Annotated in this window: 28 protein-coding genes; 10 read left to right on the top strand and 18 right to left on the bottom strand. The window is 72.9% G+C overall.

All coding sequences use genetic code 11. The features are described 5' to 3' along the window. Window positions 1–75: 75 nt before the first annotated feature. On the bottom strand, window positions 76–1,008 hold the full coding sequence (locus ACBJ32_RS13205) for a LysR family transcriptional regulator (RefSeq protein ID WP_357865447.1): 933 nt from the start codon (window positions 1,006–1,008) through the stop codon (window positions 76–78). A gap of 96 nt (window positions 1,009–1,104) precedes the next feature. Between ACBJ32_RS13205 and ACBJ32_RS13200 the strand changes: the two genes are divergently transcribed. After that, window positions 1,105–1,332, top strand: coding sequence for a DUF6158 family protein (locus ACBJ32_RS13200; RefSeq protein WP_357865450.1), 228 nt, complete (start codon window positions 1,105–1,107; stop codon window positions 1,330–1,332). Then, entirely contained in the window at window positions 1,329–1,571 is a 243-nt protein-coding gene (locus ACBJ32_RS13195) for a hypothetical protein (RefSeq protein ID WP_375126926.1), read from the top strand. The genes ACBJ32_RS13200 and ACBJ32_RS13195 overlap by 4 nt, the downstream gene beginning before the upstream one ends. Window positions 1,572–1,657: 86 nt before the next feature. Here ACBJ32_RS13195 and ACBJ32_RS13190 read toward each other — a convergent pair whose 3' ends face one another. From ACBJ32_RS13190 to ACBJ32_RS13175, 4 genes are all read right to left on the bottom strand, one after another. Then, window positions 1,658–2,326 (bottom strand): hypothetical protein, encoded by a 669-nt coding sequence (locus tag ACBJ32_RS13190; protein WP_375126925.1) that lies wholly within the window; start codon window positions 2,324–2,326, stop codon window positions 1,658–1,660. Next, window positions 2,323–3,444, bottom strand: a complete 1,122-nt coding sequence (locus ACBJ32_RS13185) for a VWA-like domain-containing protein (RefSeq protein WP_375126924.1) — start codon at window positions 3,442–3,444, stop codon at window positions 2,323–2,325. The genes ACBJ32_RS13190 and ACBJ32_RS13185 overlap by 4 nt, the downstream gene beginning before the upstream one ends. Next, window positions 3,441–4,523, bottom strand: coding sequence for an AAA family ATPase (locus tag ACBJ32_RS13180; protein WP_375126923.1), 1,083 nt, complete (start codon window positions 4,521–4,523; stop codon window positions 3,441–3,443). The genes ACBJ32_RS13185 and ACBJ32_RS13180 overlap by 4 nt, the downstream gene beginning before the upstream one ends. Before the next feature lie 73 nt (window positions 4,524–4,596). Further along, window positions 4,597–5,550: an NADP-dependent oxidoreductase gene (locus ACBJ32_RS13175; protein ID WP_375126922.1), complete on the bottom strand. Its 954-nt coding sequence runs from the start codon at window positions 5,548–5,550 to the stop codon at window positions 4,597–4,599. Window positions 5,551–5,608: 58 nt separating this feature from the next. Here ACBJ32_RS13175 and ACBJ32_RS13170 point away from each other — a divergent pair, with 58 nt between their 5' ends. Further along, the gene (locus tag ACBJ32_RS13170; RefSeq protein ID WP_375126921.1) at window positions 5,609–6,019 is read left to right on the top strand and encodes a winged helix-turn-helix transcriptional regulator; all 411 of its coding nucleotides are present in this window, start codon (window positions 5,609–5,611) and stop codon (window positions 6,017–6,019) included. On the opposite strand, the gene ACBJ32_RS13165 is transcribed toward ACBJ32_RS13170, so the two are convergent. Together ACBJ32_RS13165 and ACBJ32_RS13160 are read right to left on the bottom strand one after the other, a co-directional pair. After that, complete coding sequence (locus ACBJ32_RS13165; RefSeq protein WP_375126920.1) at window positions 6,006–6,167, bottom strand: hypothetical protein; 162 nt, start codon at window positions 6,165–6,167, stop codon at window positions 6,006–6,008. The genes ACBJ32_RS13170 and ACBJ32_RS13165 overlap by 14 nt on opposite strands. Continuing rightward, on the bottom strand, window positions 6,164–7,795 hold the full coding sequence (locus ACBJ32_RS13160) for a sodium:solute symporter family protein (RefSeq protein WP_357865474.1): 1,632 nt from the start codon (window positions 7,793–7,795) through the stop codon (window positions 6,164–6,166). Before ACBJ32_RS13160 ends, ACBJ32_RS13165 begins: the two co-directional genes overlap by 4 nt. Window positions 7,796–7,850: 55 nt before the next feature. Here ACBJ32_RS13160 and ACBJ32_RS13155 point away from each other — a divergent pair, with 55 nt between their 5' ends. Further along, window positions 7,851–8,630 carry a putative hydro-lyase gene (locus tag ACBJ32_RS13155; protein ID WP_357865476.1) on the top strand — a complete coding sequence of 260 codons (780 nt, stop codon included), beginning with the start codon at window positions 7,851–7,853 and terminating at the stop codon, window positions 8,628–8,630. On the opposite strand, the gene ACBJ32_RS13150 is transcribed toward ACBJ32_RS13155, so the two are convergent. Beyond that, window positions 8,593–9,201, bottom strand: coding sequence for an AAA family ATPase (locus tag ACBJ32_RS13150; protein WP_375126919.1), 609 nt, complete (start codon window positions 9,199–9,201; stop codon window positions 8,593–8,595). The genes ACBJ32_RS13155 and ACBJ32_RS13150 overlap by 38 nt on opposite strands. A gap of 88 nt (window positions 9,202–9,289) precedes the next feature. On the opposite strand from ACBJ32_RS13150, the gene secY reads away from it, so the two are divergent. Next, window positions 9,290–10,579 (top strand): preprotein translocase subunit SecY, encoded by a 1,290-nt coding sequence (secY, locus tag ACBJ32_RS13145; protein ID WP_375126918.1) that lies wholly within the window; start codon window positions 9,290–9,292, stop codon window positions 10,577–10,579. Between the two features lie 5 nt (window positions 10,580–10,584). On the opposite strand, the gene ACBJ32_RS13140 is transcribed toward secY, so the two are convergent. The 4 genes from ACBJ32_RS13140 to ACBJ32_RS13125 all read right to left on the bottom strand — a co-directional run bounded on the left by ACBJ32_RS13140 (window position 10,585) and on the right by ACBJ32_RS13125 (window position 13,843). Beyond that, window positions 10,585–11,238, bottom strand: a complete 654-nt coding sequence (locus tag ACBJ32_RS13140; protein ID WP_357867033.1) for a response regulator transcription factor — start codon at window positions 11,236–11,238, stop codon at window positions 10,585–10,587. A 104-nt stretch (window positions 11,239–11,342) separates the two neighbouring features. Beyond that, a complete protein-coding gene (locus ACBJ32_RS13135; RefSeq protein WP_375126917.1) occupies window positions 11,343–12,458 on the bottom strand; it encodes a sensor histidine kinase in 1,116 nt (371 codons plus the stop codon). A 44-nt stretch (window positions 12,459–12,502) separates the two neighbouring features. Beyond that, the gene (locus tag ACBJ32_RS13130) at window positions 12,503–12,886 is read right to left on the bottom strand and encodes a PPOX class F420-dependent oxidoreductase (protein WP_375126916.1); all 384 of its coding nucleotides are present in this window, start codon (window positions 12,884–12,886) and stop codon (window positions 12,503–12,505) included. A gap of 45 nt (window positions 12,887–12,931) precedes the next feature. Further along, on the bottom strand, window positions 12,932–13,843 hold the full coding sequence (locus ACBJ32_RS13125; RefSeq protein ID WP_375126915.1) for an aryldialkylphosphatase: 912 nt from the start codon (window positions 13,841–13,843) through the stop codon (window positions 12,932–12,934). A gap of 185 nt (window positions 13,844–14,028) precedes the next feature. Between ACBJ32_RS13125 and ACBJ32_RS13120 the strand changes: the two genes are divergently transcribed. Together ACBJ32_RS13120 and ACBJ32_RS13115 are read left to right on the top strand one after the other, a co-directional pair. Next, on the top strand, window positions 14,029–14,448 hold the full coding sequence (locus tag ACBJ32_RS13120) for a TIGR02611 family protein (protein WP_375126914.1): 420 nt from the start codon (window positions 14,029–14,031) through the stop codon (window positions 14,446–14,448). Window positions 14,449–14,518: 70 nt separating this feature from the next. Beyond that, window positions 14,519–15,451 carry a hypothetical protein gene (locus ACBJ32_RS13115; RefSeq protein ID WP_375126913.1) on the top strand — a complete coding sequence of 311 codons (933 nt, stop codon included), beginning with the start codon at window positions 14,519–14,521 and terminating at the stop codon, window positions 15,449–15,451. On the opposite strand, the gene ACBJ32_RS13110 is transcribed toward ACBJ32_RS13115, so the two are convergent. Then, window positions 15,446–15,766, bottom strand: coding sequence for a co-chaperone GroES (locus tag ACBJ32_RS13110; RefSeq protein WP_185107225.1), 321 nt, complete (start codon window positions 15,764–15,766; stop codon window positions 15,446–15,448). The genes ACBJ32_RS13115 and ACBJ32_RS13110 overlap by 6 nt on opposite strands. A 93-nt stretch (window positions 15,767–15,859) precedes the next feature. On the opposite strand from ACBJ32_RS13110, the gene ACBJ32_RS13105 reads away from it, so the two are divergent. Beyond that, a complete protein-coding gene (locus ACBJ32_RS13105) occupies window positions 15,860–16,435 on the top strand; it encodes a DUF1349 domain-containing protein (RefSeq protein ID WP_375126912.1) in 576 nt (191 codons plus the stop codon). Between the two features lie 44 nt (window positions 16,436–16,479). On the opposite strand, the gene ACBJ32_RS13100 is transcribed toward ACBJ32_RS13105, so the two are convergent. Then, window positions 16,480–17,415 (bottom strand): endonuclease/exonuclease/phosphatase family protein, encoded by a 936-nt coding sequence (locus tag ACBJ32_RS13100; RefSeq protein ID WP_375126911.1) that lies wholly within the window; start codon window positions 17,413–17,415, stop codon window positions 16,480–16,482. A gap of 49 nt (window positions 17,416–17,464) precedes the next feature. Between ACBJ32_RS13100 and ACBJ32_RS13095 the strand changes: the two genes are divergently transcribed. Further along, complete coding sequence (locus ACBJ32_RS13095) at window positions 17,465–18,721, top strand: ArgE/DapE family deacylase (RefSeq protein ID WP_375126910.1); 1,257 nt, start codon at window positions 17,465–17,467, stop codon at window positions 18,719–18,721. Here ACBJ32_RS13095 and ACBJ32_RS13090 read toward each other — a convergent pair. Beyond that, window positions 18,672–19,964: an FAD-dependent oxidoreductase gene (locus ACBJ32_RS13090; protein ID WP_375126909.1), complete on the bottom strand. Its 1,293-nt coding sequence runs from the start codon at window positions 19,962–19,964 to the stop codon at window positions 18,672–18,674. The two genes, ACBJ32_RS13095 and ACBJ32_RS13090, sit on opposite strands and share 50 nt — an antisense overlap. A 113-nt stretch (window positions 19,965–20,077) precedes the next feature. On the opposite strand from ACBJ32_RS13090, the gene ACBJ32_RS13085 reads away from it, so the two are divergent. Beyond that, entirely contained in the window at window positions 20,078–20,689 is a 612-nt protein-coding gene (locus ACBJ32_RS13085; protein ID WP_375126908.1) for a TetR/AcrR family transcriptional regulator, read from the top strand. A gap of 32 nt (window positions 20,690–20,721) precedes the next feature. Here the strand turns inward: ACBJ32_RS13085 and ACBJ32_RS13080 are convergent, their stop codons facing one another. From ACBJ32_RS13080 to ACBJ32_RS13070, 3 genes are read right to left on the bottom strand one after another with little or no spacing between them, the layout of a single operon-like run. After that, on the bottom strand, window positions 20,722–21,555 hold the full coding sequence (locus ACBJ32_RS13080; RefSeq protein ID WP_375126907.1) for an ABC transporter ATP-binding protein: 834 nt from the start codon (window positions 21,553–21,555) through the stop codon (window positions 20,722–20,724). Then, entirely contained in the window at window positions 21,555–22,562 is a 1,008-nt protein-coding gene (locus ACBJ32_RS13075; protein WP_357865504.1) for an iron chelate uptake ABC transporter family permease subunit, read from the bottom strand. Before ACBJ32_RS13075 ends, ACBJ32_RS13080 begins: the two co-directional genes overlap by 1 nt. Beyond that, on the bottom strand, window positions 22,559–23,623 hold the full coding sequence (locus tag ACBJ32_RS13070; RefSeq protein ID WP_375126906.1) for a FecCD family ABC transporter permease: 1,065 nt from the start codon (window positions 23,621–23,623) through the stop codon (window positions 22,559–22,561). Before ACBJ32_RS13070 ends, ACBJ32_RS13075 begins: the two co-directional genes overlap by 4 nt. Between the last annotated feature and the right edge of the window lie 49 nt (window positions 23,624–23,672).

Here is a 23,672-nt window from a genome sequence, read left to right as displayed (position 1 = left end):
CTCGCTGCTGGGGGTGCCGTCACGGTAACGGCGGTTCCAAGCGCGGAGGAGTATTACTTTGCCCCTATCGCCATGTTATGGAGCGGTGCCGTAACCGGGGTTTCGTACCAGCCAGTCGTAGTAGACCGGGCTCCGGCGTACGGCGTCCATGTGGGCCTGCTTGGCCTGCCCGACCACCCAGGCGGCCTCGGGTGCGGTGGGGTGGCGGCCGAGGAGCTGCCGCCAGCGCAGCGGCGCGCGGGCCAGCGGCACCATGATCAGCCCCTGGGCGGGCTGGTGGGTGGCCTGGCAGAGTACGACGGCCCGCCCGACCTGCGCGAGGTGGGTGCAGGTCGGCACGTCGGTTTCGTAGATCGTGCCCGGCGTGAACCCGGCCCGCGCGCACGCCATCGCGAAGCAGTCGGCGAAGCAGCCGTCGCCCGGCGTCACCGCCCACTGCTCGCCGGCGAGGTCGGCCAGTTCCACCTCCTTCTCCTTGGCGACGGGATGGTCCTCTCCGACCAGGCAGAAGACGGGGTCGAGGCTGATCGTCTCCCATACGAGCGTGCCGGTGGGGGTGCCGGAGTCGCCGCAGGCCCCGGTCAGCACGTAGTCGAGGCGGCCGAGCTCGACCATGCTGTTCAGCTCGTGCGTCGACCAGGACGTGTAGGTGCTGACCTTCCGCTCCGCGGCGAGCCGGTCGACCAGGCCGCCGAGTATCGGCCCGTTCGTGGCGCCGATGCGGAAGCCGGGGGAGGGGGTGTGAGCGAAACGTACGGCTTCGTCCTGCAGTTCTTTGGCTGCGGGGAGAAGGACGCGTGCTCTGGCGAGCACGAGTTCGCCGAGGCGGGTGGGCCTGGCGCCGTGGCGGTCGCGCTCGAAGAGGGCGCCGCCGAGCACCCTCTCGATGCGCTTGAGCTGTGCGGTCAGGGCCGGTTGTGCCAGCCCGAGCAGGGACGCGGCCTTGCTCACACTTCCCGCGTCCGCGACCGCGCGGACGATCCTGAGGTGCCTGAGCTCGAGGTCCATAACGGGAAGGTAAGGCGGCGATCTCTTACAAACAATGCCTCTATGTCAGGAATTGTGACAGATATTGTTCGAGGGTTCCTGGGGTAGGGGGAGCGCATGACGACGATGGGAATAGATCCGGCCCAGCTCAGCGATGATGATCTGGTACGCGAGCTGCGGCAGCTGCACCTGACCCGGAGCGATACTTTTTTCCACGGGTCCGACGACGCCCTTGACCACCACACCTCCCGCACGAACGAGCTGGAGGCCGAGTACCTCCGCCGCAACCCCGACCGCGAGGTCGACCCGCTGCGGCTGAGGGAGGGAGCGAGGCAGCGGTCATGACGGAAGGTCACGATGTCCAGGCCCTGTCGGACCGGGACATCCACGTGTACGAGGCCGTCGCCTCCCAGACCGTCGAGTGGGCCGGTGGCGGTGCCCGGCTCGGCGGGATCGTGCGGGCGTCGGGACTGGCGGAGGAGGAGGTGCGCGAGAGCCTGGCGAAGCTGGTCGAGCAGGGGTACGTGGTGCCGTCCGGCGACGGGTACGGGCTCGGGCCGCACACGTTCGAGGTCGAGTACTGAACGCCGCACCCGTTCGAGGTCGAGTACTGAACGCCGCACCCATGCGCTCATGGTGAGGTCGAGTACTGGACGCCGCACCCACGCCCTCATGATGAGAGCGCGCGCAGGACGGCTGCCTGCTCCGCCGTGACGCCCGACGCGCGCTGCCGGGCCGCCTCCTCCGGCGTCAGCCCGGCCGCGCACCAGGCCGCCACCTCCTCCAGCGGTACGGCGCCCCACCAGGAGGCCATGACCTCCACCGCGGGGAGCCCGGTCCTGGCCGCCTCGGCCGCCGTGAAGCCGAGTGCGCTGAACAGCCGCGCGTCCCCCTGGTCCACCCGCCGCCGCGCCCACTCCTCGGCCGCGGCGCCGTCCCAGCCCGCGTCGGCGTACGCGCGGGCCACGTCGGCGGGCACGCCGGCGCGCAACAGCCGCCGCAGCGTCTCCACGACCTCGGGGCCGGGCGTGGCGGGCCGGGGCGTCCCCAGCCGGGCGAGCCAGGGGACCCGGCGCGGGCGCTCGCCCGCCAGGTGCCGCCGGGCGGCGTCGTGCGCGGCGACGCCCAGCTCGTGCCAGCGCACCGCGTCCCGGGGCGTCATGCCGGCCCGCTGCCAGGTGACGACCGTACGCGGGGTGGCGGCGGCGGTGCTCCAGAGGCGGGCGTCGGCGGGGACGGTCACGCCCGCCTCCCGCCACGCCGCCGCCTCCTCGGCGCCGAATCCGGCCCCTCTCCACCTGCGCACCTCGCCTTGCGTGAAGCCGGCCCACTCCGTCATCCGGCGCTCCCGCCGTGCGGTACGCGGACCGTGCTCGCCCAGGCCGGGGCCGCGTGGCGGTCCCCGAACAGGCAGGTCACGACGTACGGGCGGGGGCGCCGCTCCGGCCACGGGGTGTCACCGTCGGTGAGCACGACGAGCACGTCGGCCCGTGGCGAGGCCGCCTCGAAGCCGGGCCGCAGGTCCGTGCCGCCGCCGCCCGCCAGCTCCACCTGGGCCGCCGCCCGTACCCGCTGGGGCGGGTGCGCCTCGGTGTCGCAGCAGATCACGTCGAGCCACCGGTGCCCGGTGGCGCGCAGCACCCCGTCCAGCTCGGCGAGGGCCTGTTCGAGCGCCGTACGGGTGACGCTGCCCGAGGTGTCGACCAGGACGGCGACGCGGGGGAGCGGGCGTACCAGGGCGGGCAGCACGATCGACGGCGCGGCGGCGGCACGCCTGGACGGGCGGCGGTAGCTGTAGTCCACCCGGCCCGCCGCCTGGGCCAGGCCCCTGCGGACCAGCCGGGCGAGCACGGCGCGCCAGTCCGCCTCGGGGCGCAGCGTCGCCTCGGCCCAGCGCCGCCAGCCGCCCGGGGCCGTGCCCCTGGCGTCGATCTCGGCGGCCACCGCCCTGGCCAGGAGCTCGCGTTCCAGCGCCGTCATCGCCTCCGGGCCGGTGAACGGGGGCTCGGCGCAGGGGGTCAGGTGCGGCAGGGGGTCGATGAGGTCGAGCAGCTCGGCGTAGCGCTCGGCGAGCAGGCCGTCGGGGAGGCCGAGCGTCTCGGGGGAGATCGCGCTGCCGGGGGCGCCGGGCAGGTCGTCGTTGACCTCGGCGTCGGCGGCGCGGGCCCAGCGCAGGGCGTCGTCCTGGTAGGGCCGGGCGCGGGTGTGGTGGTCCCTGAGGAGGTGCGTCACGTGGTGGAGCAGCCACCAGCCGAGCTCGGGCACGGGGATGGCGGCAGTGGCGGCCGGGTTGAGGTGCAGGTTCCAGTGCTCGTCGGCGGCGGGGCGCGGTGGGGCGGTCCCGTGGGGGAGCGGCGTGAGGGCGAAGAGGGCGGAGGCGAGGTACGGCGCCCGCGTGGCGGCCCACAACCGGGCACCGGCGAAGCGCTCCAGCCCGGCCGGATCGTGCTCGTTCACGGCATCAGCCCCGCGGATCGCAGGATCGGGGCCAGCTCCAGCACCGTCCGAGGCAGGACGGCGCCGTGGGGGCGGCGGGCGGCGAGGGAACGGGCCGCGGTGGCCGCCACGTCGGGGGTGCGCCGGGCCACCCGGCCGATCACCGGCCACGCCCGCTGCCACGCGTCCGCGCTCCCGTCGGCGGCCACGTGCGCCACCACCGAGCCGAGCACGGCGTGCACCCGGTCCACCCGGTCGGGCAGCGGGGCGGTGGGGTCGGCGAGCAGGGCCGCGGGATCGGGCAGGTCCAGGTCCCGCAGCCAGGACAGCAGCTCGAAGCCGGCGGCCTCCCCGACGGCCCCGGTCACCAGCTCGGCCCGCACCTGCTCCATGCCGGGCCGCGGAGCCTCCGCCCGGGGGCCGGCGCCGTCACCGGTGCAGGCCAGGGCCATGGCCGCCAGCTCCCACGTCCGCGGGCTCGGCCACGCCCGTGCCGGCCCGCCGGGCACCGCCAGCACCAGCTCGGGCCGTACCCGCAGGAACGCCCCCACCAGCGCCCGGGCCCGCCCCGCCGGCGCGGTCCCGGCCTCCACGGGAACGCCCGCCGGCGCGGAGAAGCCGCCGATGAACCCCTCCGCCACGGACTCGGCGCTCACCGTCCAGTTCAGGTGGACGAGCCGGTTGGCGAGCGGCGCCGACAGGTCCCACCCGTCGGCGGCCTGCTCGGGCGGGTTCGCGGCGGCCACGATCCGCACCGACGGGGGCAGCGCCAGGTCCCCGACCGCCCGCTCCAGCACCACCCGCAACATCGCGGCCTGTACGGCGGGCGGCGCCGTGGTGAGCTCGTCGAGGAACAGGATCCCCCTGCCCGCCGCCGCGAGCCGGGAAGCCCACCGCGGCGGCGCGAACCAGGTCTCCCCGTCACGCAGCACCGGCAGCCCGGCGAAGTCGCTCGGTTCCCTGATCGAGCCGACCACGACCTCCACCGGCAGCCCCAGCCGCTCGCCGAGCGCCAGCACGGCCGAGGTCTTCCCGGTCCCGGGCGAACCCCACAGCAGGACCGGCAGGTTCGCCGCCACCGCGACGGACAACGCGTCCACGTCCACACATCTCCCTCGCGTCAACCTTGATTGACCATCTCAGGGTCAACGTAGGTTGACGCGAGGCCGGATGTCAAATCTCCAGCACGAGCTTGCCGACGAAGTCGCCGCTCTCCATCAGCGCGTGCGCCTTGGCGGCCTCGGACAGCGGGAAGACCCGGTCCACGTGCACGTTCAGCGAGCCCTGCGCCGCCAGCTCGGCCACCGAGGCCAGCCCCGCGTGGTCGGGCTCCACGATCAACAGCCCGTGCCGCACCCCCGCCCTCGTGTACGCCTCGACGTCCGCGGGCGTCATCCCGGCGACCGCGATGAGCGCGCCACCCGGCCGGATCAGGGGGAGCGACCTGGCCGGATAGTCCCCGCCCACGATGTCCACCACGAGATCGACCCCGGACACGGCCGAGGCGAAGTCCGTGCTGGTGTAGTCGATCACCTCGTCGGCCCCCATCTCCCGCACGAAGGAGTGCTTGGAGCCGCGCGCCGTGCCGATCACGTACGCCCCGCGCACCTTGGCGAGCTGCACCGCCAGGTGCCCGACCCCGCCCGCGGCGGCGTGGACGAGCACCCGCTGCCCCGGCGAGACCCCGGCGATGTCCGTGAACGCCTGCCACACCGTCAGCGCCGGCATGGGCAGCGCCGCCGCCTGCACGTGCGAGATCCCGGCGGGCTTGAGCGCGAACTGCCGCGGCCTGGCCACCACGTACTCCGCGTACGCCCCGGCGTAGAGCGGGAAGTTCAGCATGCCGAACACCTCGTCGCCGGGCTTGAACCGGCCGACGTACTCGCCGACCTCCTCGACGACGCCCGACACGTCCCAGCCGGGGGTCAGCGGCGGCTCGGTGTAGTCCGGCGGGTACGGCACGCGCCGCAGCTTCCAGTCGGGCGGGTTGACGCCGGCGGCCCTGACCCGTACGAGCACCTCGTGCGCCTGCGGCTCGGGCCGGGCGACGTCGGCGAGCTCCAGCACCTCGGGCTCGCCATAAGAGCGATAAACGATCGCGCGCATGTTCTCTGTCACAGAAGACATGCTGTTCAGGTCAGGTACCCCTTGTGAAGAAGGCACCTTGTTGATATCCAGGTACCTGATGGATACTACCTTTCCCGATCTTCGCCGGTACGGCGGCGCCGAGGCGTTCCTGCGGGCGTGCAAGCCCAACACCGTGCTAGGCATCTTCACCAACAAGTGGACGGGCCTGGTCATGGGCGCCCTGCTCGACGGCCCCCGGCGGTTCAACGAGCTGCGCAGGATCCTCGACGGCCTCACCCAGAAGATGTTGTCGCAGACGCTGCGCAGCCTGGAGCGCGACGGCCTGGTCACCCGCACCGTCTACCCGACGATCCCGCCCAGGGTCGACTACGAGCTCACCGAGCTGGGACGCAGCGCGATCGGCGTGCTGCAGGCCATCGGCGAGTGGGCGGGCGAGCACGCCGACGAGGTGATCGCCGCCAGGCAGTCCTACGACGAGCGGGCCAACGAGCCGGTCAGACCCGTTTGATCCGCGCCCACACCACGAACGCGCCCCCGAACACGGCCATGGCCAGCCCCGTCCACAGGTTGATCGCGTCGCCGACCACCCCGGCGACGATGAGGATCACGCCGTACAGCAGGAACAGCCCGCCGATCACCATTCTGATGTCACTCACAGGATCACCCCGTAGGCCAGGACCGCCAGGACGAGCGCGCCCGTGCCGAGCAGGACGGGCGAGCGGTACCACCGCGCGTCCCCGGCCAGCGCGTCGTCCTCCAGGTTCACGTCGCTGAGCCCGTACACGAGCCCGCGCAGTTCCTCCTCCGGCTTCTCCGTGGTGACCAGCGTGACCACCACGGACACCGCGATGTCCACGACGAACGCCAGCCCCGCGCCCCAGAAGCTGGCGTTCAGCTCGGTGCCGAAGTCCACCAGCCCCGCCTTGTACGAGATGTACGACGCGAAGGCCGCCACCGTCCCCGCGAGCAACCCCCAGAACCCGGCCCACGGCGTCATCCGCCGCCAGAACAGCCCGAGGATGAACGTCGCGAACAGCGGCGCGTTGAAGAAGGAGAAGAGCGTCTGCAGGTAGTTCATGATGTTGGAGTAACCGGCCGCGATGAACGCCGTGCCGACCCCCAGCGCCACCCCTGCCACGGTCGCCACCCGCCCCACCAGCAGGTAGTGCCGGTCCTCGCGCCCCGGCCGCAGGTGGGCCTGCCAGATGTCGTTGGTGAAGACCGTGTTGAACCCGCTGATGTTGGCCGCCATCCCCGCCATGAACGAGGCCAGCAGCCCGGTCACCGCGATCCCCAGCACGCCGTTCGGCAGCAGGTCGCGCATCAGCAGCGGGATCGCGTTGTTGTAGTCCTGACCCTGACCCCACCCGCTGAACAGCACGAGCGCGATCAGCCCCGGCAGCACGGTCACCAAGGGGATGAAGATCTTCGGGTACGCGGCCACGATCGGCGTCAGCCTGGCCGCGTTCGTGTTCCTGGCCGACAGGGCCCGCTGCACCTCGGCGAAGTTCGTGGTCCAGTACCCGAACGACAGCACGAACCCCAGCCCGAACACGATCCCGATCCAGTGCGCCTGCATCGGGTTGTCGCCGGCGGTGCCGGCCCAGGTGTGCAGGCCCCCCTCGCCGAGCGGGCTCTGCCGGACCTTCTCGAACAGCCCCGAGATCCCGCCCACCTTGATCAGCCCGAGCACGGTGAGCGGGATCAGCCCGGCGAGGATCACGAAGAACTGCAGCACCTCGTTGTAGATCGCCGAGGAGAGCCCGCCGAGCGTGATGTAGGCCAGCACGATCACCGCCGACACCACCACCGACACGACCAGCGGCCAGCCCAGCAGCGCCTCGATGACCAGGGCCAGCGCGAAGAGGTTGACCCCGGCGATGAGCACCTGCGCCACCGCGAACGTGATCGCGTTCAGCAGCTGCGTGGCGGGGTTGAAGCGCCTGCGCAGGAACTCCGGCACGCTGCGCACCTTCGACCGGTAGTAGAACGGCATCATCACCAGGCCGAGGAACACCATCGCGGGGACGGCGCCGATCCAGTAGTAGTGCAGCGTCATGGCGCCGTACTGGACGCCCTGGGCCGCCATGCCGAGGATCTCGATCGCGCCGAGGTTCGCCGAGACGAACGCCAGCCCCGTGATCCAGGCCGGCAGCCCGCGCCCGGCCAGGAAGAAGTCGAGGCTGGAGGTGATCCGGCGGCGTGCGGCGAAACCGATGGCGAGCACGGTGACGAAGTAGATCGCGATGAGCGCATAGTCGAGGGGGTTCACATCGAGACGCACGGCGATCCGGCTACCCCTGGTGGACCTTCGTATGCGGCGCTCCTACAGTCGAGACGTGGATGTCGCCGACCTGAGCCCCGCGCAGGCGCGGGAGCGCTTCCGCACCGGTGCGCGGATCCCCACCGCCGGCTGGTGCCAGGGCTGGACGCAGGCCAACCTCATCGCCGTGCCCAAGCGGCTGCGGTACGAGCTGCTGCTGTTCGCCCACCGCAACCCCCAGGCGTGCCCGGTGCTCGACGTCGGGGAGCCCGGAGCGTGGTCCACCGAGCTGTTCGCCGGCGACCTGCGTACGGACCTGCCCGGCTACCGGCTCTACCGCGACGGCGAGGCGGTCGCCGACCTCGACGAGGTGGTGCGCGAGTGGCGCGATGACCTGGTGCCGTTCCTGATCGGCTGCAGCTTCACCTTCGAGCGGGCGCTGCTGGCCGCCGGCGTGCCGGTGCGGCACCTGGAGAGCGGGACGAACGTGCCGATGTACGTCACGAGCGTGCCCTGCCAGTCGACCGGCAGCCTGTCGGGGCCGCTGGTGGTGTCGATGCGGCCGGTCCCCGGCGAGCTGGTGCGCACCGCCATCGCGGTCAGCGGCCGGTACCCGATGGTGCACGGCGCGCCCGTGCACGTCGGCGACCCGGCCGCGATCGGGATCGGCGACCTCGCCCGGCCCGACTACGGCGATCCGGTGGAGGTGCGGGCCGGGGAGGTGCCGCTGTTCTGGGCGTGCGGGGTGACGCCGCAGGCGGCGGTGCTGGCCAGCGGCGTCGACTTCGCGATCGGCCACCTGCCGGGGCACATGGCGATCATGGATGTCCGCGACGACGACTATCTGGTGACCTGACGGGCGTTCGCGGCGGGATGCCCGCCGCCGTGAGCTGCGCCCCGATCGCCGGCGCGCCCCGCCGGTTGTCGATCTCCAGATGCGGTACGGCCGGCGGCTCGTCCACCCGGATGTCGCGCAGGTAGTCGCCGAACGCCGCCAGCTTGCCCGCGTCCCTGCCGAGCCCCCTGGCCGTCAGCCGCTCGCGCAGGGTCGGCCCGTCGGAGCGCACCCACAGCAGCCGCACCGGCGGCCCGCCCAGCTCCGCCACCCACTCCGCCCACCTGGCCGCGTCGTGCACCTGCGTGGTGAACGGCCCGTCGAGCAGGACGGGGCAGCCGTGCCCGCGAACCTGCCTGGCGATCCTGGTCAGCCCCCGGTACTCGTGCCGTTTGATGTGCTCGTCGTACCAGGGGCCCTCGCGCTCGCCGTCGGGGCGGCCGTGGGCACGCAGCACCTCCGCCGCGAAGTCGCCGTACACGGTGTCCTTGTCGAGCAGCGCGGGCACGGGGGACAGGCGGGCGAGCAGTTCGGCCGCCACCGTGGACTTGCCCGCGCCGGGCGGCCCGCTGATCACCCAGAGCGTGCTCACGCAGATCACCGTATACGCGGATCTGCGTACGCGGGTGCCTCGCCTCGGCGGACGACCGCGACCCTCGCGGCGAGCAGACTCGTTGCCCATGCTGACCGTCTTGACGAGAGTCTTCCGGGCGCCGGACCTGCGGGGCAAGGTGCTGTTCACGCTCGGGATCATCGTGCTGTTCCGGCTCGGGCAGCTCATGCCCGCGCCGGGCGTGGACATCGTAGTGGTGCGCCAGTGCCTCGGGTCCGCCAGCGGCGGCGTGTTCGACATGGTGCAGATGCTCAGCGGGGGCGCCATGTTGCAGCTCTCCGTGTTCGCGCTGGGCGTGATGCCGTACATCACGGCCAGCATCGTCATGCAACTGCTCGCCGTGGTGATCCCCAGGCTGGACGCGCTCAGGAAGGAGGGCCAGAACGGCCAGGCCAAGATCACCCAGTACACCCGTTACGTCACCGTCGGGCTCGCCGTGCTGAACGCCGGCACGGTCGTCGCCCTGGCCCGCACCGGGCAGCTCCTGCCCGGCTGCCCCCGGCCGCTGCTGCGCGACGACGGGCTGCTCACCGTGACGGTGATCGTGCTGACCATGGTGGCGGGGGCCTGCGCGGTCATGTGGATGGGCGAGCTGGTCACCGAGCGCGGGGTCGGGAACGGCATGTCCCTGCTGATCTTCACCCAGGTCGTGGCCGTGTTCCCGGCGTACCTGTCGAGGATCTTCGTGCTCAGCCCCGTGAGCTTCGTGGTGATGATTGTGTCGGGGCTGTTCCTGGTGGCCGCCGTGGTGTTCGTGGAGCAGGCGCAGCGGCGGGTGCCGGTGTCGTACGCCAAGCAGCTCATCGGCAAGCGCATGTACGGCGGGCGGAACACCTACATCCCCCTGAAGGTGAACCAGGCGGGCATCGTGCCGGTCATCTTCACCTCGTCCCTGCTGTACCTGCCGTCGCTGGCCGCGCCCCTGCTGGGGCCGGAGGCTCGGGCGTGGGTGGAGCTCAACCTCACCTCCGGGACGCATCCGCTCTACATGGCGGTGTACGTGCTGCTCATCGCCGGATTCGCGTACTTCTACGTGTCGATCACCTTCAACCCCGAGGAGGTGGCGGACGGCATCCGCAAGTACGGAGGCTTCGTGCCGGGGATCCGGCCCGGGCGGCCGACGGCGCAGTACCTGGCGTACGTGCTCAGCCGGCTGACCGCGCCGGGGGCGCTGTACCTGGCGGTGCTGGCGCTGCTGCCGCTGGTGGCGTTCGCGATCCTGCGGGATCCGGGGACGCAGCAGAACTTCCCGTTCGGCGGGGCCAGCATCCTGATCATGGTCGGTGTGGGGCTGGACACCGTGAAGCAGATCGAGGCCCAGCTCCAGCAGCGCAACTACGAAGGGTTCCTGAAGTAGTGGTCTCAGGCGGGCAGCGCGAGGCCGGCGCGCATGGCGAACACCACGAGCTGCGCCCGGTCCCTGGCGTGCAGCTTGACCATGGCGCGGCTGACGTGGGTGCGCACGGTGTCGGGGCTGATCGTCAGCTCCCTGGCGATCTCCTCGTTCGACCGGCCGGTGGCCACCCACGCCACCAGCTCCCGCTCCCGGGGCGTGAGCGTCTCGATGCCCTCGACCGGGCGGGCGTCACCGTGCCTGCCGAACAGGCCGATGACCTTCCTGGTGATGGCGGGCGAGAGCAGCGCCTCGCCGGCGGCCACCACGCGCACGGCGTTGACCAGCTCGTCGGGGGCGCTGTCCTTGAGCAGGAAGCCGCTGGCGCCGGCCTGGAGCGCGGCGAAGACGTACTCGTCCACGGCGAACGTCGTCACCACGACGATGCGGGTGCCGCGCAGGTCCGGGTCGCCGGCGATGGCGCGCAGGGTGGCCAGGCCGTCCATGCCGGGCATGCGGATGTCGAGGAGCAGGACGTCGGGGCGGGTACGGCGGATCAGGGCCAGGGCCGCCTGCCCGTCGCCGGCCTCGCCGACGCACTCCATGCCGGGCTCCCGCTCCAGCAGCGCCCGCAGCCCCATCCGCACGACGGCCTGGTCGTCGGCGACGGCGACCCTGATCACGCCCTCAGGCCCGGCACCGCCTTCCGCGCTGGTCGTGCCGGTCGTGCCGGTCGTACGTTCCGCGCTGGCCATGCCGTCTGCGCTGGTCGTGCCGTCCGCGCCGGTCACGCCGAGACCTGCGGGAACCGTGCCTCCACGCGGAAACCGCCGCCCTCGCGTGGCCCGGCCGTGAGGTGGCCGCCCGCCTCGGTCACCCAGGCGCGCATCCCGGCCAGCCCACGCCCCTCACCCGCGCCCGCCGGCCCGATGCCGCGGTCGGCGACCTCCACCACGAACTCGTGCGGGTCTCCGGACGTGCGCACCAGCGCTCTGGTGGGCCCGGCGTGCCGCAGCACGTTGGTGAGCGACTCCCGCACCACCCGGTAGACAGGGCCGTGGAGGTGGGCGGGCACGGCGAGGACCGGAGGCTCGACGTCCACGGGCAGGCCCGCCGCCCGGACGCCGTCGATGAGCGCGGCCAGATCGCCGGTCGGCGGGTCGATCCCGTCGAGCGCGGCCCGCAGGTGGGCGAGCGCCGTCGTGCTGGTCTCCTTGATCGCGCGCAGCGAGGCCCGCGCCTGCTCGGGATCGTCGTCGAGGGTGACGAGCGCGAGCCCGGCCTGCATGGCGATCGCGGCCAGCCCGTGACCGGCCGCGTCGTGCACCTCCCCGGCGATCCTGGCCCGCTCCCGCGCCAGCACCGCCTCAGCGCCCACGCCGTCCAGGCCGGACGCGACCTGCGGCGCGCCGCCGCGCCCGATGCCGCCCAGGGCGCCCGCCCCCGGGAAAGCCGCGTCCGTGTCGACCGCCAGGCCGCCCGCGCCGGAGAATGCCGCGTCCGTGTCCCCGGCCAGGCCGCCCGCGCCGTCCAGGTCAGGGGCGGCGTCGCCGACGGCGGGTGCGACGGGGCTCGCCGGCCAGGGCCGCACCGTCGCGACGGGTGCGGTGCGGGCCGCGGGGATGCCCCACGCCGCCGTGGCGGACTGGCTTGCGACGGCAGGCGGAGCACCCTGCGACTGGTCGGCGGCGGGTGTCTGGAGCCGGGGTGTCTCGGCGTCGGCGGCGGCCGCGGCGGCCGCCGCGCGGGCCTGGGCGAGGCCGCTGAACGACCACGGGACGGCCAGCCACCCGGCCCACGCCAGCATGACGACGACCGGCACGTCACCCAGCCGGCTCAGGCGCGACAGCGCGGTGAGCGGCCTGCGCAGACGCCCGGTCCTCCGCGTGTCGTCGGTCGCCATCCCCCACCCGCTCAGGCTCGTGTAGCCCCGATCCTAGCGAGCTTTCACACCGTGCGGCTCGACCGAGTGCCGTCCAGGCCCCATGAGATGATCTTGCTGGGTGCGAGGCGGATGACCTCCCGGGAGAAGAACGGCACGGGCGGCTCGGCGTCCGTCAGCGCCACCGCCGTGCCGCGGATCTCGATCCCCCGGGCGACCCACGGATCGACCGAGGCCAGGTCGTCCACGACGAAGGAGACGGTGCTGCCCCGCTGGATGTTCCTGAACTTCTTGGACGCGCCCAGGGCCTGCCCGCCGATGACGATCGTGCCGTCCTGCACGAAGAATCCGACGGGGTTGTTCTGCACCTGCCCGTCGGGCGCGACGGTGGCCAGGCGGCCGAGCCGCTGGCCGGAGAGGTAGTCCAGTTCCGCTGATGTGAAGATCATGCCGCCCAGTCTGCAACCTTGACGTTGGTTGAGGTCAAGACAGGGTCAGGCGGCCAGGCCCTCGGTCAGCCAGCGCAGCGGGTTGTCGTGGGTGATGAGGCGGATGACGTCCTCGCCCGTGCCCGCCTCGCGCAGCCGCGGCAGCAGCGCGCGGAACAGGTGGGCGTAACCGGGCCCGTCGTACCGGCGCACCTGCGCCACCCGGCTCAGCCCCGTGCTGAGCAGCAGGCGCTCGGCGTGGCCGTCCTCGATGAGGGCGAGCGCGATCCTGGCCGCCTGCTCGGCACCCAGGCCCAGCGCGCCCAGGCTGACGTACGCGCCCGACTCGGCGATCTTCCTGGCGGCGCCCAGGTCGGTGCCCGCGTACCCGACGGCGATCCGCGAGCCGGGCAGGTTCTCGCCGAGCAGGATCTCCAGCAGCGTCAGGGCGCTCCTGCCGTGCGTGGCCACCGGCAGGCGCGAGCGCAGCGAGGCGCGGGCGGCGGCGACCAGGCAGCGCTCCTCGCGAGCCGTGGGCTCCGCGCCCCAGCAGCCGACCTCGCCGATGACGCCGGGGAACACGCCCGTCCCGTCCACGCCGCTGACGATCTCCTCCATCAGGCGGGCGGTGAGCGTGTCCACGTCCTCGTCGCCGACGTTCGTGAACGGCTCGGCGAACAGGCCGGTCGAGGCGATCACCGGCACCCGGCTGCCCGCGGCGACGCGGGCCAGGGCGGCGGCGTCGCGGCCCATGCCCATGCAGGTCAGCTCGACCACGAGCCCGAGCTGTTCGGACTGGCGCAGCTCGCGCAGCTCCGCGGTGACCGTCGTCTCCTCGTCGAGCCAGCGGTGCGGGTCGGAGTCGATGCCGACCGCCCAGCGCATGTCGGTACGCAGGTGCTCGTGGGGGAGGACGGTGCCGTCGATGGCGGCCACGCGTACAGGGCCGGTGACGGTACGGAGTAGAACCTCGGGCATAACAGACATTAACCGATGTTTGCTGGGCAAAGGCTGACTAGGCAGGAAATTTTACCGATTATGGGGTTTGGTGGTTTGCTAGTCGTCTGCAAGTGGTCATGGAGGGGCGGGCCGTATCCTGGGTGGCACACTGACTGCCGGGGGGACTTGTGCCGATTCCGAACTCCGACACGGGCGAAGCCGACGTGATCAAGAATGAGGCCGCCGATCATTCCAGCATGCCCGAGCGCCGCTCGGGTTTCCGGGGCTGGCTGGACGGCGTGCGCTCCACCCGCGCGGGCGCGCTGACCCTGAAGATCGTGGTCGGCGTGATCGGCACCGTCATGGTCGTGGGCGGGCTGATCATGGTGCCGTTCCCCGGGCCGGGCTGGCTCGTGGTGTTCGCGGGCCTGGCGGTGCTGGCCACGGAGTTCCACTGGGCGCACAAGGCGCTGGAGTTCGGCAAGCAGACGCTGCACGCCTGGACGGAGTGGTACAAGCGGCAGGGCTGGACGGTGCGCATCATCGTGCTCATCGTCACGGTGGCAGCCGCCGCGGTGATCGTCTACTTCGGCCTGCTCACGCTGGGGATCGACGTCATCGAGATCGCCCAGCGCTTCATCTAGCCCCGGCCGCATCCAGACCCGGTGGTTATCGCCACCGGGAATCCCCGGATCCGCTGTCTATTCTGCGGGCGTGATCGCTCACCTCGTCATCGCGCTGTCCATGACGCTCCCCGCCACTGCCGTGCCCGCGCGGGCGGACCTGCCGCTGCCCGGCACCAGTGGCGTGAGATATCGCGAAAAGGCGGGCGATCCGGTACGCCTGGCCGCCTACGGGCTCGGCACCAGGCGCACCTACGTCAGATCGGCCACCGGCAACGCCTTCACCTGGGAGAAGTCGTTGTCCGAAGTGTCCGTCTCGCCCGGCAACCGCTGGACGGCCGGCGTGCCCGCCGCGTACCGGTCCGGCTACGACCACCTCGTCGTCACCGACCGCACCACCGGGCGGGCCTCCAGCATCCGCACCGTCAAGAAGCCGATGACCGCCTCCTACGTCTCCTGGTCGCGCGACGCCAGGCGCGTCGCGCTCACGGTCGAGCGCAAGGTGAGCGGCAGGTGGCGGGTGCTCGGCTTCACCGTCGTGGACGTGGTCTCCAAGACCGCCCGCACCGTGCGGATCTCCGGCCTGAGCGCGGAGGCCGGCTTCTGGTGGAGCCCCGACGGCAACCTCGTCTCCCGGCACGGCGGCGGCCTGCGCGTCCACCGGGTCTCCGACGGGGCGGTGGTGCGCACGTACGCGGGCGCCGGGCTGCCGACGGGGCCCGAGGACTCGTTCTCGCCCTCGGGCCAGCGGCTGGTCACCTGGTGCCCGTCACGCTTCCGTGAGCATGTGTGCCTGGTCGACCCGGCCACCGGCAGGATCGCCCGCCGGGTGGCCGCGCGGCCGGAGGCGGTGTTCGGCTGGTGGGACGAGAGCCACCTCGTCGCCGTCATGGCGCACCGCGGCGCCTACCGCCTGGCGGTGCTCGACCTCGGCGGCAGGGTCACGCGCGTGCTCGCCGGCCTGCCCGCCCGCACGTGGGCCGCCGACCTGTGGGTCTCCTTCACCCGGACGCCGGGGTCATAGGTACAGGCCCGTGCCGTGATCGGTCTCCTCGGTGGCCACGGCGTGCAGGTCGCGCTCGCGCATCACCAGGTAGACCTTGGCGTGCACCTCCACCTCGAACTGGTCCTCCGGGTTGAACAGCACCTTGTCGCCCACCTTGACCGAGCGCACGTTCGTGCCGACGCCGCAGACCTCGCCCCACGCCAGGCGGTTGGCCATCTTGACCGTCGCGGGGATGACGATCCCGGAGCCGCTGCGCCGCTCCTCGGCCTCCTGCTCCAACCTGATCATGACTCGGTCGTGCAGCATCTGAATCTCGAACTTGGGCTCTTCCACAGGCTCAAGTTTACGAGCAGGCGGACGCGTGGTTCCCCAGGACGCTCAGACCGCCACCTACCGTGACCGGGGTGATCATGGCAGGATATCGCCATGATCATGGCCTTCGGTGAGACCGGCTGGCAGTGGCAGAACGCCCCCAGGCAGTGGACCGTGGACGACGGCCTGAGCCTCTTCTGCGACCCGGGCACGGACCTGTGGCGCACCACCCACTACGGCTACGTCAACGACAACGCCCACCTGTTCGGCCGCACCCTCCCCGGTGACCTGCGGCTCACGGTCACCTTCTCCGGCGAGTACGCCGAGCAGTACGACCAGGCCGGCGCCGTGCTGCGGATCGACGAGCACAACTGGATCAAGGCAGGCGTCGAGTACGTCGACGGCGGCTTCCACCTCAGCACGGTCGTGACCAGGCAGTTCTCGGACTGGTCGGTGCTGCCGCTGGAGCGGGTGGCGAGCACGGTGACGTTCGACCTGGAGCGGGCGGGCGACGCGGTCACCGTGCGCTACGGCCTGGACGGCGCCGCGCCGCAGACCATGCTCCGCCTGGCCTACTTCCCTCCCGGCCAGGCCGCCCTGGCCGGCGCCATGGCCGCCGCACCCGGGGGCAAGGGCTTCCCCGTCCGCTTCACCGAGATCCGCGCCGCCGCGACCCCGCCACGGCCGTGAACCCCGCCATCGCCGTGAAGCCGCCGCGGCCGTGAAGTCGCCGGCTACGGCAGCCTCAGCTCGGCGAACACCGGCCGGTGGTCGGTGCCGTCGAGCTTCAGCACCCGGAAGCTGCGCACCGCCATCCGGGAGTCGGCCAGCACATGGTCGATGGTCACCCCGGGCGACTGCAGCCACGACCCGAACTGCGGCCAGGTCGCCACGAACCCCAGCCCCATCACGTCGGCGGCGTCCCGGTAGCCGGAGGCCAGCAGGTCACGCACCGGCAGGTGGTCGAGCGTGGCGTTGAAGTCGCCCGCCAGCACCCGCAGCGCGTCCCCGCCGCCCCGGGGCAGCGCCTCCAGCCCGGCCTGCCAGCACGGCTGCCGACCGATCCGCTTGGGCGCGCACGGATGCACGGAGACGACCTCGACCCGCTCCTCGCCGGGCAGCGTCAGCCACGCCCTGGCCTGCCCGAACGAACCCTTCTTGATGAACCCGCCGTCCTCGACCGGATGCCGGGCGTACACGGCGGACCCGCCCACCCCCGTCAGCGGCTTGGTCACCGCGTGCCGCAGCGCGCGGCGCAGCCCCGCCTCCTCCAGCCGCCGCATGGAGTCAGGGGTGAACTCCTGCAGCGCCAGCACGTCCGGCTTCAGCCGCTCGACCAGGGCCATCAGCTCCGCCGTGTCCGCCTGGCCGACCATCAGGTTGGCCGCGAGCACCCGCAGCACCGGCCCGTCGGCGTCGGGGTTGCCGTCCGTGAGCGCGCGCGGCAGCACCGCGGGCACCAGCGCCAGCACCGACACGAGGGCGACCGTGCCCGCCGCCCAGCGGCGCAGCACGCAGGCCAGCACCAGGCCGATCACGGCCGCGCACACCGCGTACGGCGTGTACGCCACCGCCGGCACCCACGGCCAGTCCGGCTCGAACCCGCTCAACCGCACCGCCGCCCACAGGGCGAAGGGCACCACCACGATCCAACTCGTCCATGTACGCACGCCCTGTATCGCCACAAGTCCCGATCCGGGTTCATGAGAAGGTGTGCCCATGCACGACGCAGAAGCCCGGGTCCTGAACGCCATCGACGAGGCGGAGACCGTGAACCTGCTGGCCGAGACCGTCAGGGTCCCCAGCGTGACCGGCACCGACGCCGAGTCCGACCTGCAGCACCGTATGGCCCGCCTGCTCACCGAGGCAGGCATGGACGTGGACGTCTGGAAGCTCGACCTGGCCGGCCTGACCGCCAGCCCCGGCTTCCCCGGTACCGAGGCCCCGAGGTCGGAGGGGTACGGCGTGGTGGCCGTCACCCCGGGCGGCGAGGGCCCGCCCGCGTTGGCCCTGCAGGGGCACGTGGACGTCGTGCCGACCGGCGACCTGGCCAAGTGGGCGGGCAGCGACCCGTTCGCCGCCCGGATCACCGGCGACGTGCTGCACGGACGGGGTGCCTGCGACATGAAGGCCGGCCTCGTCGCGAACCTCGCCGTGGCCCGCGCGATCAAGCAGGCCGGGATCGAGCTGGCCAGGCCGCTGGCCGTGCACTGCGTGATCAGCGAGGAGGACGGCGGGCTCGGCGCGTTCGCCACCCTGGACAGGGGGCACACGGCCGAGGCCGCGGTCATCACCGAGCCCACCAGCGGCGCGGTCATCACGGCCAACGCGGGCGCGCTGACGTTCCGGCTGGAGATCGCCGGGCGGGCCGCGCACGGCGCCACCCGGTACGAGGGGGTCAACGCGATCGAGGCGTTCTGGCCGGTGTTCCAGGCGATCAGGCGGCTGGAGGCCGAGCGCAACAGGGACGTGCCCCAGCTGTTCGCCGGCAACGCGATGCCGTACCCGATCGAGGTCGGCACCGTGCGGGCCGGCGACTGGGCCAGCACCGTGCCCGACCTGCTGATCGCCGAGGGGCGGCTCGGGGTGCGGCTGGACGAGGACCCGGCCGAGGCGCGGACGGCGTTCGAGCAGGCGCTGGCGGAGGTCGCGGACCCGTGGCTGCGGGCCAACCCGCCGGTGGTGACCTGGCCGGGCGGGCAGTTCGCCAGCGGCCGGCTGCCGGCGGGCCACGAGCTGCTCGACCAGGTGAACCGGGCCGTCGAGGACACGACCGGCGCCCGGCCCGCGCAGACGGCGGCGCCGTACGGGAGCGACCTGCGGCTCTACACGGCGGGCGGCATCCCGACGCTGCACTACGGCCCGGGGGACGTGCGGTTCGCGCACGCCCCGAGGGAGCAGGTCGAGCTGAGGGAGCTGCGCGAGGTCACGCGGGCACTGGCACTGCTCGCGGTGCGCCGCTGCGCAGCACTCTGAGCAGCGCCGGAGGGCTCAGCAGCGACTGCGGCGGGTCGTAGAGGTTCATCACCCGCAGGAAGCGCCGCGTCAGCTCGGGATCGTGCGCGGCGGCGGCGTGGAAGCGGTCGAGGTAGGCGCCGATCAACCGCGTCTTCGGCGTCGGCCGGCCGCCCGTGGTGGCGATCCGCAGGTCGGCGCCGACCGTGATCTGCCAGGGGAGGTCCACGACGGCGGCGATCCGCCGGAAGTACGCCGCCGGGCTCAGGTCGGGGTCGAGCAGCGCCCTGGCCTCCAGAGCGGCGACCGTCATGCCCTGGCCGTGGAGGGGGTTGAACGAGCAGACGGCGTCCCCGGTGACCAGCAGGCCGTCGGGGAAGGAGGCCAGCCGCTCGTAGCGGCGCCTGACCGCGGCGGGCGTGTGGTAGGTGCGCGGCTCCCCGAGCGGCTCCGCGGTCGTGACCAGGTGGTGCAGGTCGGGAGCGGCGAGGGTGGCGGCGAAGGCGGCGAAGTCCGCATGGCCGCGCGGCGGGCCCGCGCCGTACCCGGCCAGGGTGACGACCCAGCGCTCGTCCTCCAGCGCCAGCGCCACCCCGGCCCGCGGCGTCTCGGGCGTGGGGCCGACGACGGCGATCAGGTCTCCGGCGAGGTGGTCGTCGCGGCGGCGGAACTCGCGCGAGCTGTACCGCAGGTCGATCGTCACCCGCTCCTCCCGCGGCGGCCTGCAGCCCAGGTCGGCGAGCCAGAACGGGGTGCGGGAGCCGCGGCCCGCGGCGTCCACGACCAGGTCGGCCGGGATCAGCTCGCCCTCGGCGAGCCGCACCCCCGTGACCCGGCCCTGCCTGGCCAGCAGGCCGGTGACGGTCCGCTCGGCCAGCACCCGCACGCCGGGCAGGGCGCCGACCCTGCGCCGCACCTGGCCTTCGAGCAGCGGCCGGCTGACCAGCAGCCCGGTGAGCCCGCTGGAACCGCGGGCCAGCCGCCGGCCCGCGTGGACGTGACGGGCCCGGTCCTGCACGTCCCCCCTGAGCGCGCCCTGCGCGACGAGCTCGGCCGTGAGGCCGGGCAGCAGCTCGTCCAGGACCTCGCCGCCCCTGGCGAGCAGGGCGTGCGCGTGGCGGCTCTGGCCGGCGCCCCTGCGGTGGGCGTCGACGGCCGGCAACGTGTCGCGGTCGACCACCGTGACCTGGGCGAACCTGCGGTGCAGGGCGGCGGCGGACAGCAGGCCCGCGATGCTCGCCCCGATGACGACGGCGTGGTCCATCTGGATTCCCCCTGTGAGGTCGTGCTGAGCATTCGGCAGAGGGTCGCCCGTGGATGCCGTTCCTTCCACGTCCTTTGGCGCGTTCCGGCGCGGCGAGTTGGACTAAAGTCCGGATGGTGCGGGAAACGTCGCTGGAGCTGCTGATGAGCCGGCCCGTCCAGGAGCGGGCGGACGCGGCACGCAACCGGGAGAAGGTGCTGGCCGCGGCGGCGCGGCTGTTCGCGGAGAAGGGCGTGGACGCGGTCTCGATGGACGCCGTGGCGGCCGAGGCCGGGGTGGGCAAGGGCACGCTGTTCCGGCGCTTCGGTGACAAGTCGGGGCTGGCGGTGGCGCTGCTCGACGCCCGCGAGCGCGACCTGCAGCAGCGCATCCTGTCGGGCCCGCCGCCGCTCGGGCCGGGCGCGCCCGCCCGCGAGCGGCTGGTCGCGTTCGTGCGGGCGTACCTCGACTTCCTCTTCGCCCACCTCGACCTGGTGCGCATGTCGGAGACGGCCAGCCCGGGCGCGCGTTACCGCATCGGCGCCTACTGGTTCTGGCACCGGCACGTGACGATCCTGCTGGCCGAGGCCAGGGGCGGCGACGCCGACGCCCTGGCGCACACGCTGCTGGCGTCCATGCAGGCGGAGCTGGCGGAGGTGCTGCAGGGCGAGTACGGCCGCGACCGCGCCGTCGCCGCCGTCACCACCCTGGCGACGGCGCTGACCGCAGAGACGGCGCTGACCTAAGAGACGGCGCTGACCTAAGAGACGGCGCTGACCTAAGAGGAGGCGCTGACCTGAGCTGGCCTAAGAGGAGGCGCCACGCGGCGGCGGGCCTCGGGGACGATGAGCGGGGTGCCCGACTGCGGGTCCGGGATGATCTCGCAGCGCAGGTCGAACACCTCGTGCACCAGCTCCGACGTGACGATCTCCGTGGGATCCCCCTCGGCCACGATCCGGCCGCCCCGCATCACGATGAGATGCGTGGCGTACCGGCACGCCTGGTTCAGGTCGTGCAGTACGGCCACCATGGTCCGCCCCTGCTCGTGCAGCTCCGCGCAGAGGTCCAGCACCTCGATCTGATGGGAGATGTCCAGGAACGTGGTGGGCTCGTCGAGCAGCAGGATCGGCGTCTCCTGGGCCAGCGCCATGGCCAGCCACACCCGCTGCCGCTGCCCGCCCGACAGCTCGTCCACGATCCGGTCGGCCAGCTCGGCCACGTCGGTGGCGCGCATGGCCTCCGCCACGGCCGCCTCGTCGGCCTTCGACCACTGCCGCATCAGCTTCTGGTGCGGATAACGGCCGCGGGCCACCAGGTCGGCCACGGTGATCCCGTCGGGCACGATCGAGCTCTGCGGGAGCAGGCCGAGCCGCCGCGCCACCTCCTTCGACGGCAACGAGGTGATCACGCTGCCGTCCAGGTGCACGGCGCCGGTCCTCGGCTTGAGCATCCTGGCCAGGGCCCGCAGCAGAGTGGACTTGCCGCAGGCGTTCGGGCCGATGATCACGGTGAACGACTCGTCGGGGATCGCCACGGTCAGGTCCGTGGCCACCACGCGCTGGTCGTAGGCGAGCGTCAGGCCGGCACCGGAGAGGCGGCAGGCGGAATCCATCAGTGGCGGTCCTTTCGGAGGAGCAGGACGAGGTAGGTGCCGCCGATGGCGGCGGTCAGCACACCGACGGGCAGCTGGGTGGGGGCGAGCACGCGCTGCGCGGCCAGGTCGGCGGCGGTCAGCAGCACGGCGCCCATGAGGGCGGAGGAGGCCAGCGTCACGCCGGGGGAGCGGGTCAGCCGCCGGGCGAGCTGCGGGGCGGCCAGCGCGACGAAGATGACGGGCCCGGCGGCGGCCGTGGCCACCCCGGACAGCAGCACGCCGGCCGTGACGGCCGCCGCGCGGACGACCTCGACCCTGATGCCCATGGCCTTGGCCGCGTCGTCGCCCATCTCGATCATCCGCATCGGCCGCGCGATGGACAGGCACAGCGGCAGCAGCACGAGCAGCGCCAGCGCCACGGGCCAGGCGTGCTCCCAGCCGCGCCCGCCGAGGCTGCCGGTGAGCCAGGCGCCCGCGTTGGCCGCGTCGTTGATGTTGGCCCGGGTCAGGATGTACGAGTTGACGGCCACCAGCAGCGCGTTCGCCCCGATGCCGACGAGGACCAGCCGGTAACCCTGGACGCCGCCCCGGTAGGCCAGCAGGTACACCAGCGCGGCCGTCACCACGCACCCGGCCAGCGCGCCGCCGGCGATCGTCATGGCGGAGCCGCCCGCGACCACGGCGAGGATGCCGCCCGTGGAGGCGCCGGCGGTGAAGCCGATGAAGTCGGGGCTGCCCAGCGGGTTCCTGGTCAGGCTCTGGAAGATGGCCCCGCTCAGGCCGAACGCGGCCCCGACCAGCAGCCCGGTCACCACGCGCGGGGCGCGGAGCTTGCCGACGATCAGCTCGGCGACCGGCGTGCCCTGCCCGAAGATGGCCGAGACGATGTCCGGCACGGGGACGGTGAACTCGCCCGTGGACAGTGCTGCCACGGTCACCAGGAAGCCGGCCACGACGAGGACGACGCTGACGAGCAGGGCGCGCGGTGCGAGCCGTACGGACCAGGAGCCGACGCGGACGTTCACAGCGCGGCCACCCGCTTCCGCCTGGCGAGCATGATGAAGATCGGCGCGCCGATCACCGCCCACACGATGCCCACCTGCACCTCTCCCGGCCGGGCGATGAGCCGCCCGATCACGTCGGCCCCCAGCAGCAGGATCGGCGCGGCCAGCGCCGAGTACGGCAGCACCCACCGCTGGTCGGGCCCCACCAGGGCGCGCACGGCGTGCGGCACGATCAGCCCGACGAACACCAGCGGCCCGGCGGCGGCGGTGGCGGCGCCGCACAGCAGCGTGACGGCCACGCCGGCGAGGATCCTGGTCCTGTTCAGGTTCACGCCCAGCGCCTTGCCCGCGTCCTCGCCGAGCGCCAGCATGTTGAGCGGCCTGGCCAGCAGCAGCCCGAGCACCAGCCCCGCGACCATGAACGGCGCCAGCCGCACCAGCGTGTCGGCCGTCTGCCCGGCCAGCGAGCCGGTCAGCCAGAACCGCATCCGGTCGAAGGTCTGGGAGTCCATGCGCAGGATGGCCGAGGAGATCGCCGTGCAGACCATGCCGAACGCGACTCCGGCCAGGGCCAGGCGTACCGGGCTGGAGCCGGCGCGGCGGCCGGAGGCCAGCGAGTAGACGGCGACGGAGGCCAGCGCGGCCCCGCCGAAGGCGAACCACACGTACACGACGGGGTCGGTGAGCCCGAACAGGCCGAGCGCCAGCGTGACGCCGAGCGCGGCGCCCTGGTCGATGCCCAGCAGGCCGGGGTCGGCCAGCGGGTTGCGGGTCAGGCTCTGCATGAGCGCGCCGGCCAGCCCGAGCGTGGCGCCCACGCCGAGGCCGAGCAGCGTGCGCGGGACCCGCAGCTCGCGGATGACCGTGTGGTCGTTGGAGCCGTCCGGCGCCACGAACGCGTCGATCACCGTGCTGAACGACACCGAGCGGGCGCCCAGCGCCACGCTCGCCATGGCGACCAGCGCCAGTAGGCCGAGCGTGACGACCAGCCCGGCGACGAGCACCGAGGCACGCCCCTTGGCCGCGCGTCCACCGCCTTCCTGGCCCGCTCCGGCCGCGACCGTTACCTCAGCCGGGCGCACCCGACCCCCTCTCGTAGCAAGTCAAACTTAGGCAAGGCTAATCTAATGG

The sequence above is a fragment of the Nonomuraea sp. GTA35 genome (assembly GCF_041950525.1).
Taxonomy (GTDB): Bacteria; Actinomycetota; Actinomycetes; order Streptosporangiales; family Streptosporangiaceae; genus Nonomuraea.
The sequence above is the reverse complement of the archived record's forward strand: the minus strand, read 5'-3'. Positions and strand labels throughout refer to the sequence as shown.

Bases quoted from the DNA above. Each gene is read 5' to 3' on its own strand.
- ACBJ32_RS13135 (WP_375126917.1), bottom strand. From the start codon at position 12,458: ATGGCGACCGACGACACGCGGAGGACCGGGCGTCTGCGCAGGCCGCTC.
- ACBJ32_RS13095 (WP_375126910.1), top strand. From the start codon at position 17,465: ATGCACGACGCAGAAGCCCGGGTCCTGAACGCCATCGACGAGGCGGAG.
- ACBJ32_RS13130 (WP_375126916.1), bottom strand. From the start codon at position 12,886: ATGATCTTCACATCAGCGGAACTGGACTACCTCTCCGGCCAGCGGCTC.
- ACBJ32_RS13080 (WP_375126907.1), bottom strand. From the start codon at position 21,555: ATGGATTCCGCCTGCCGCCTCTCCGGTGCCGGCCTGACGCTCGCCTAC.
- ACBJ32_RS13195 (WP_375126926.1), top strand. From the start codon at position 1,329: ATGACGGAAGGTCACGATGTCCAGGCCCTGTCGGACCGGGACATCCAC.
- ACBJ32_RS13125 (WP_375126915.1), bottom strand. From the start codon at position 13,843: ATGCCCGAGGTTCTACTCCGTACCGTCACCGGCCCTGTACGCGTGGCC.
- ACBJ32_RS13190 (WP_375126925.1), bottom strand. From the start codon at position 2,326: ATGACGGAGTGGGCCGGCTTCACGCAAGGCGAGGTGCGCAGGTGGAGA.
- ACBJ32_RS13205 (WP_357865447.1), bottom strand. From the start codon at position 1,008: ATGGACCTCGAGCTCAGGCACCTCAGGATCGTCCGCGCGGTCGCGGAC.
- ACBJ32_RS13175 (WP_375126922.1), bottom strand. From the start codon at position 5,550: ATGTCTTCTGTGACAGAGAACATGCGCGCGATCGTTTATCGCTCTTAT.
- ACBJ32_RS13090 (WP_375126909.1), bottom strand. From the start codon at position 19,964: ATGGACCACGCCGTCGTCATCGGGGCGAGCATCGCGGGCCTGCTGTCC.
- ACBJ32_RS13105 (WP_375126912.1), top strand. From the start codon at position 15,860: ATGATCATGGCCTTCGGTGAGACCGGCTGGCAGTGGCAGAACGCCCCC.
- ACBJ32_RS13085 (WP_375126908.1), top strand. From the start codon at position 20,078: ATGGTGCGGGAAACGTCGCTGGAGCTGCTGATGAGCCGGCCCGTCCAG.
- ACBJ32_RS13200 (WP_357865450.1), top strand. From the start codon at position 1,105: ATGACGACGATGGGAATAGATCCGGCCCAGCTCAGCGATGATGATCTG.
- ACBJ32_RS13170 (WP_375126921.1), top strand. From the start codon at position 5,609: ATGGATACTACCTTTCCCGATCTTCGCCGGTACGGCGGCGCCGAGGCG.
- secY (WP_375126918.1), top strand. From the start codon at position 9,290: ATGCTGACCGTCTTGACGAGAGTCTTCCGGGCGCCGGACCTGCGGGGC.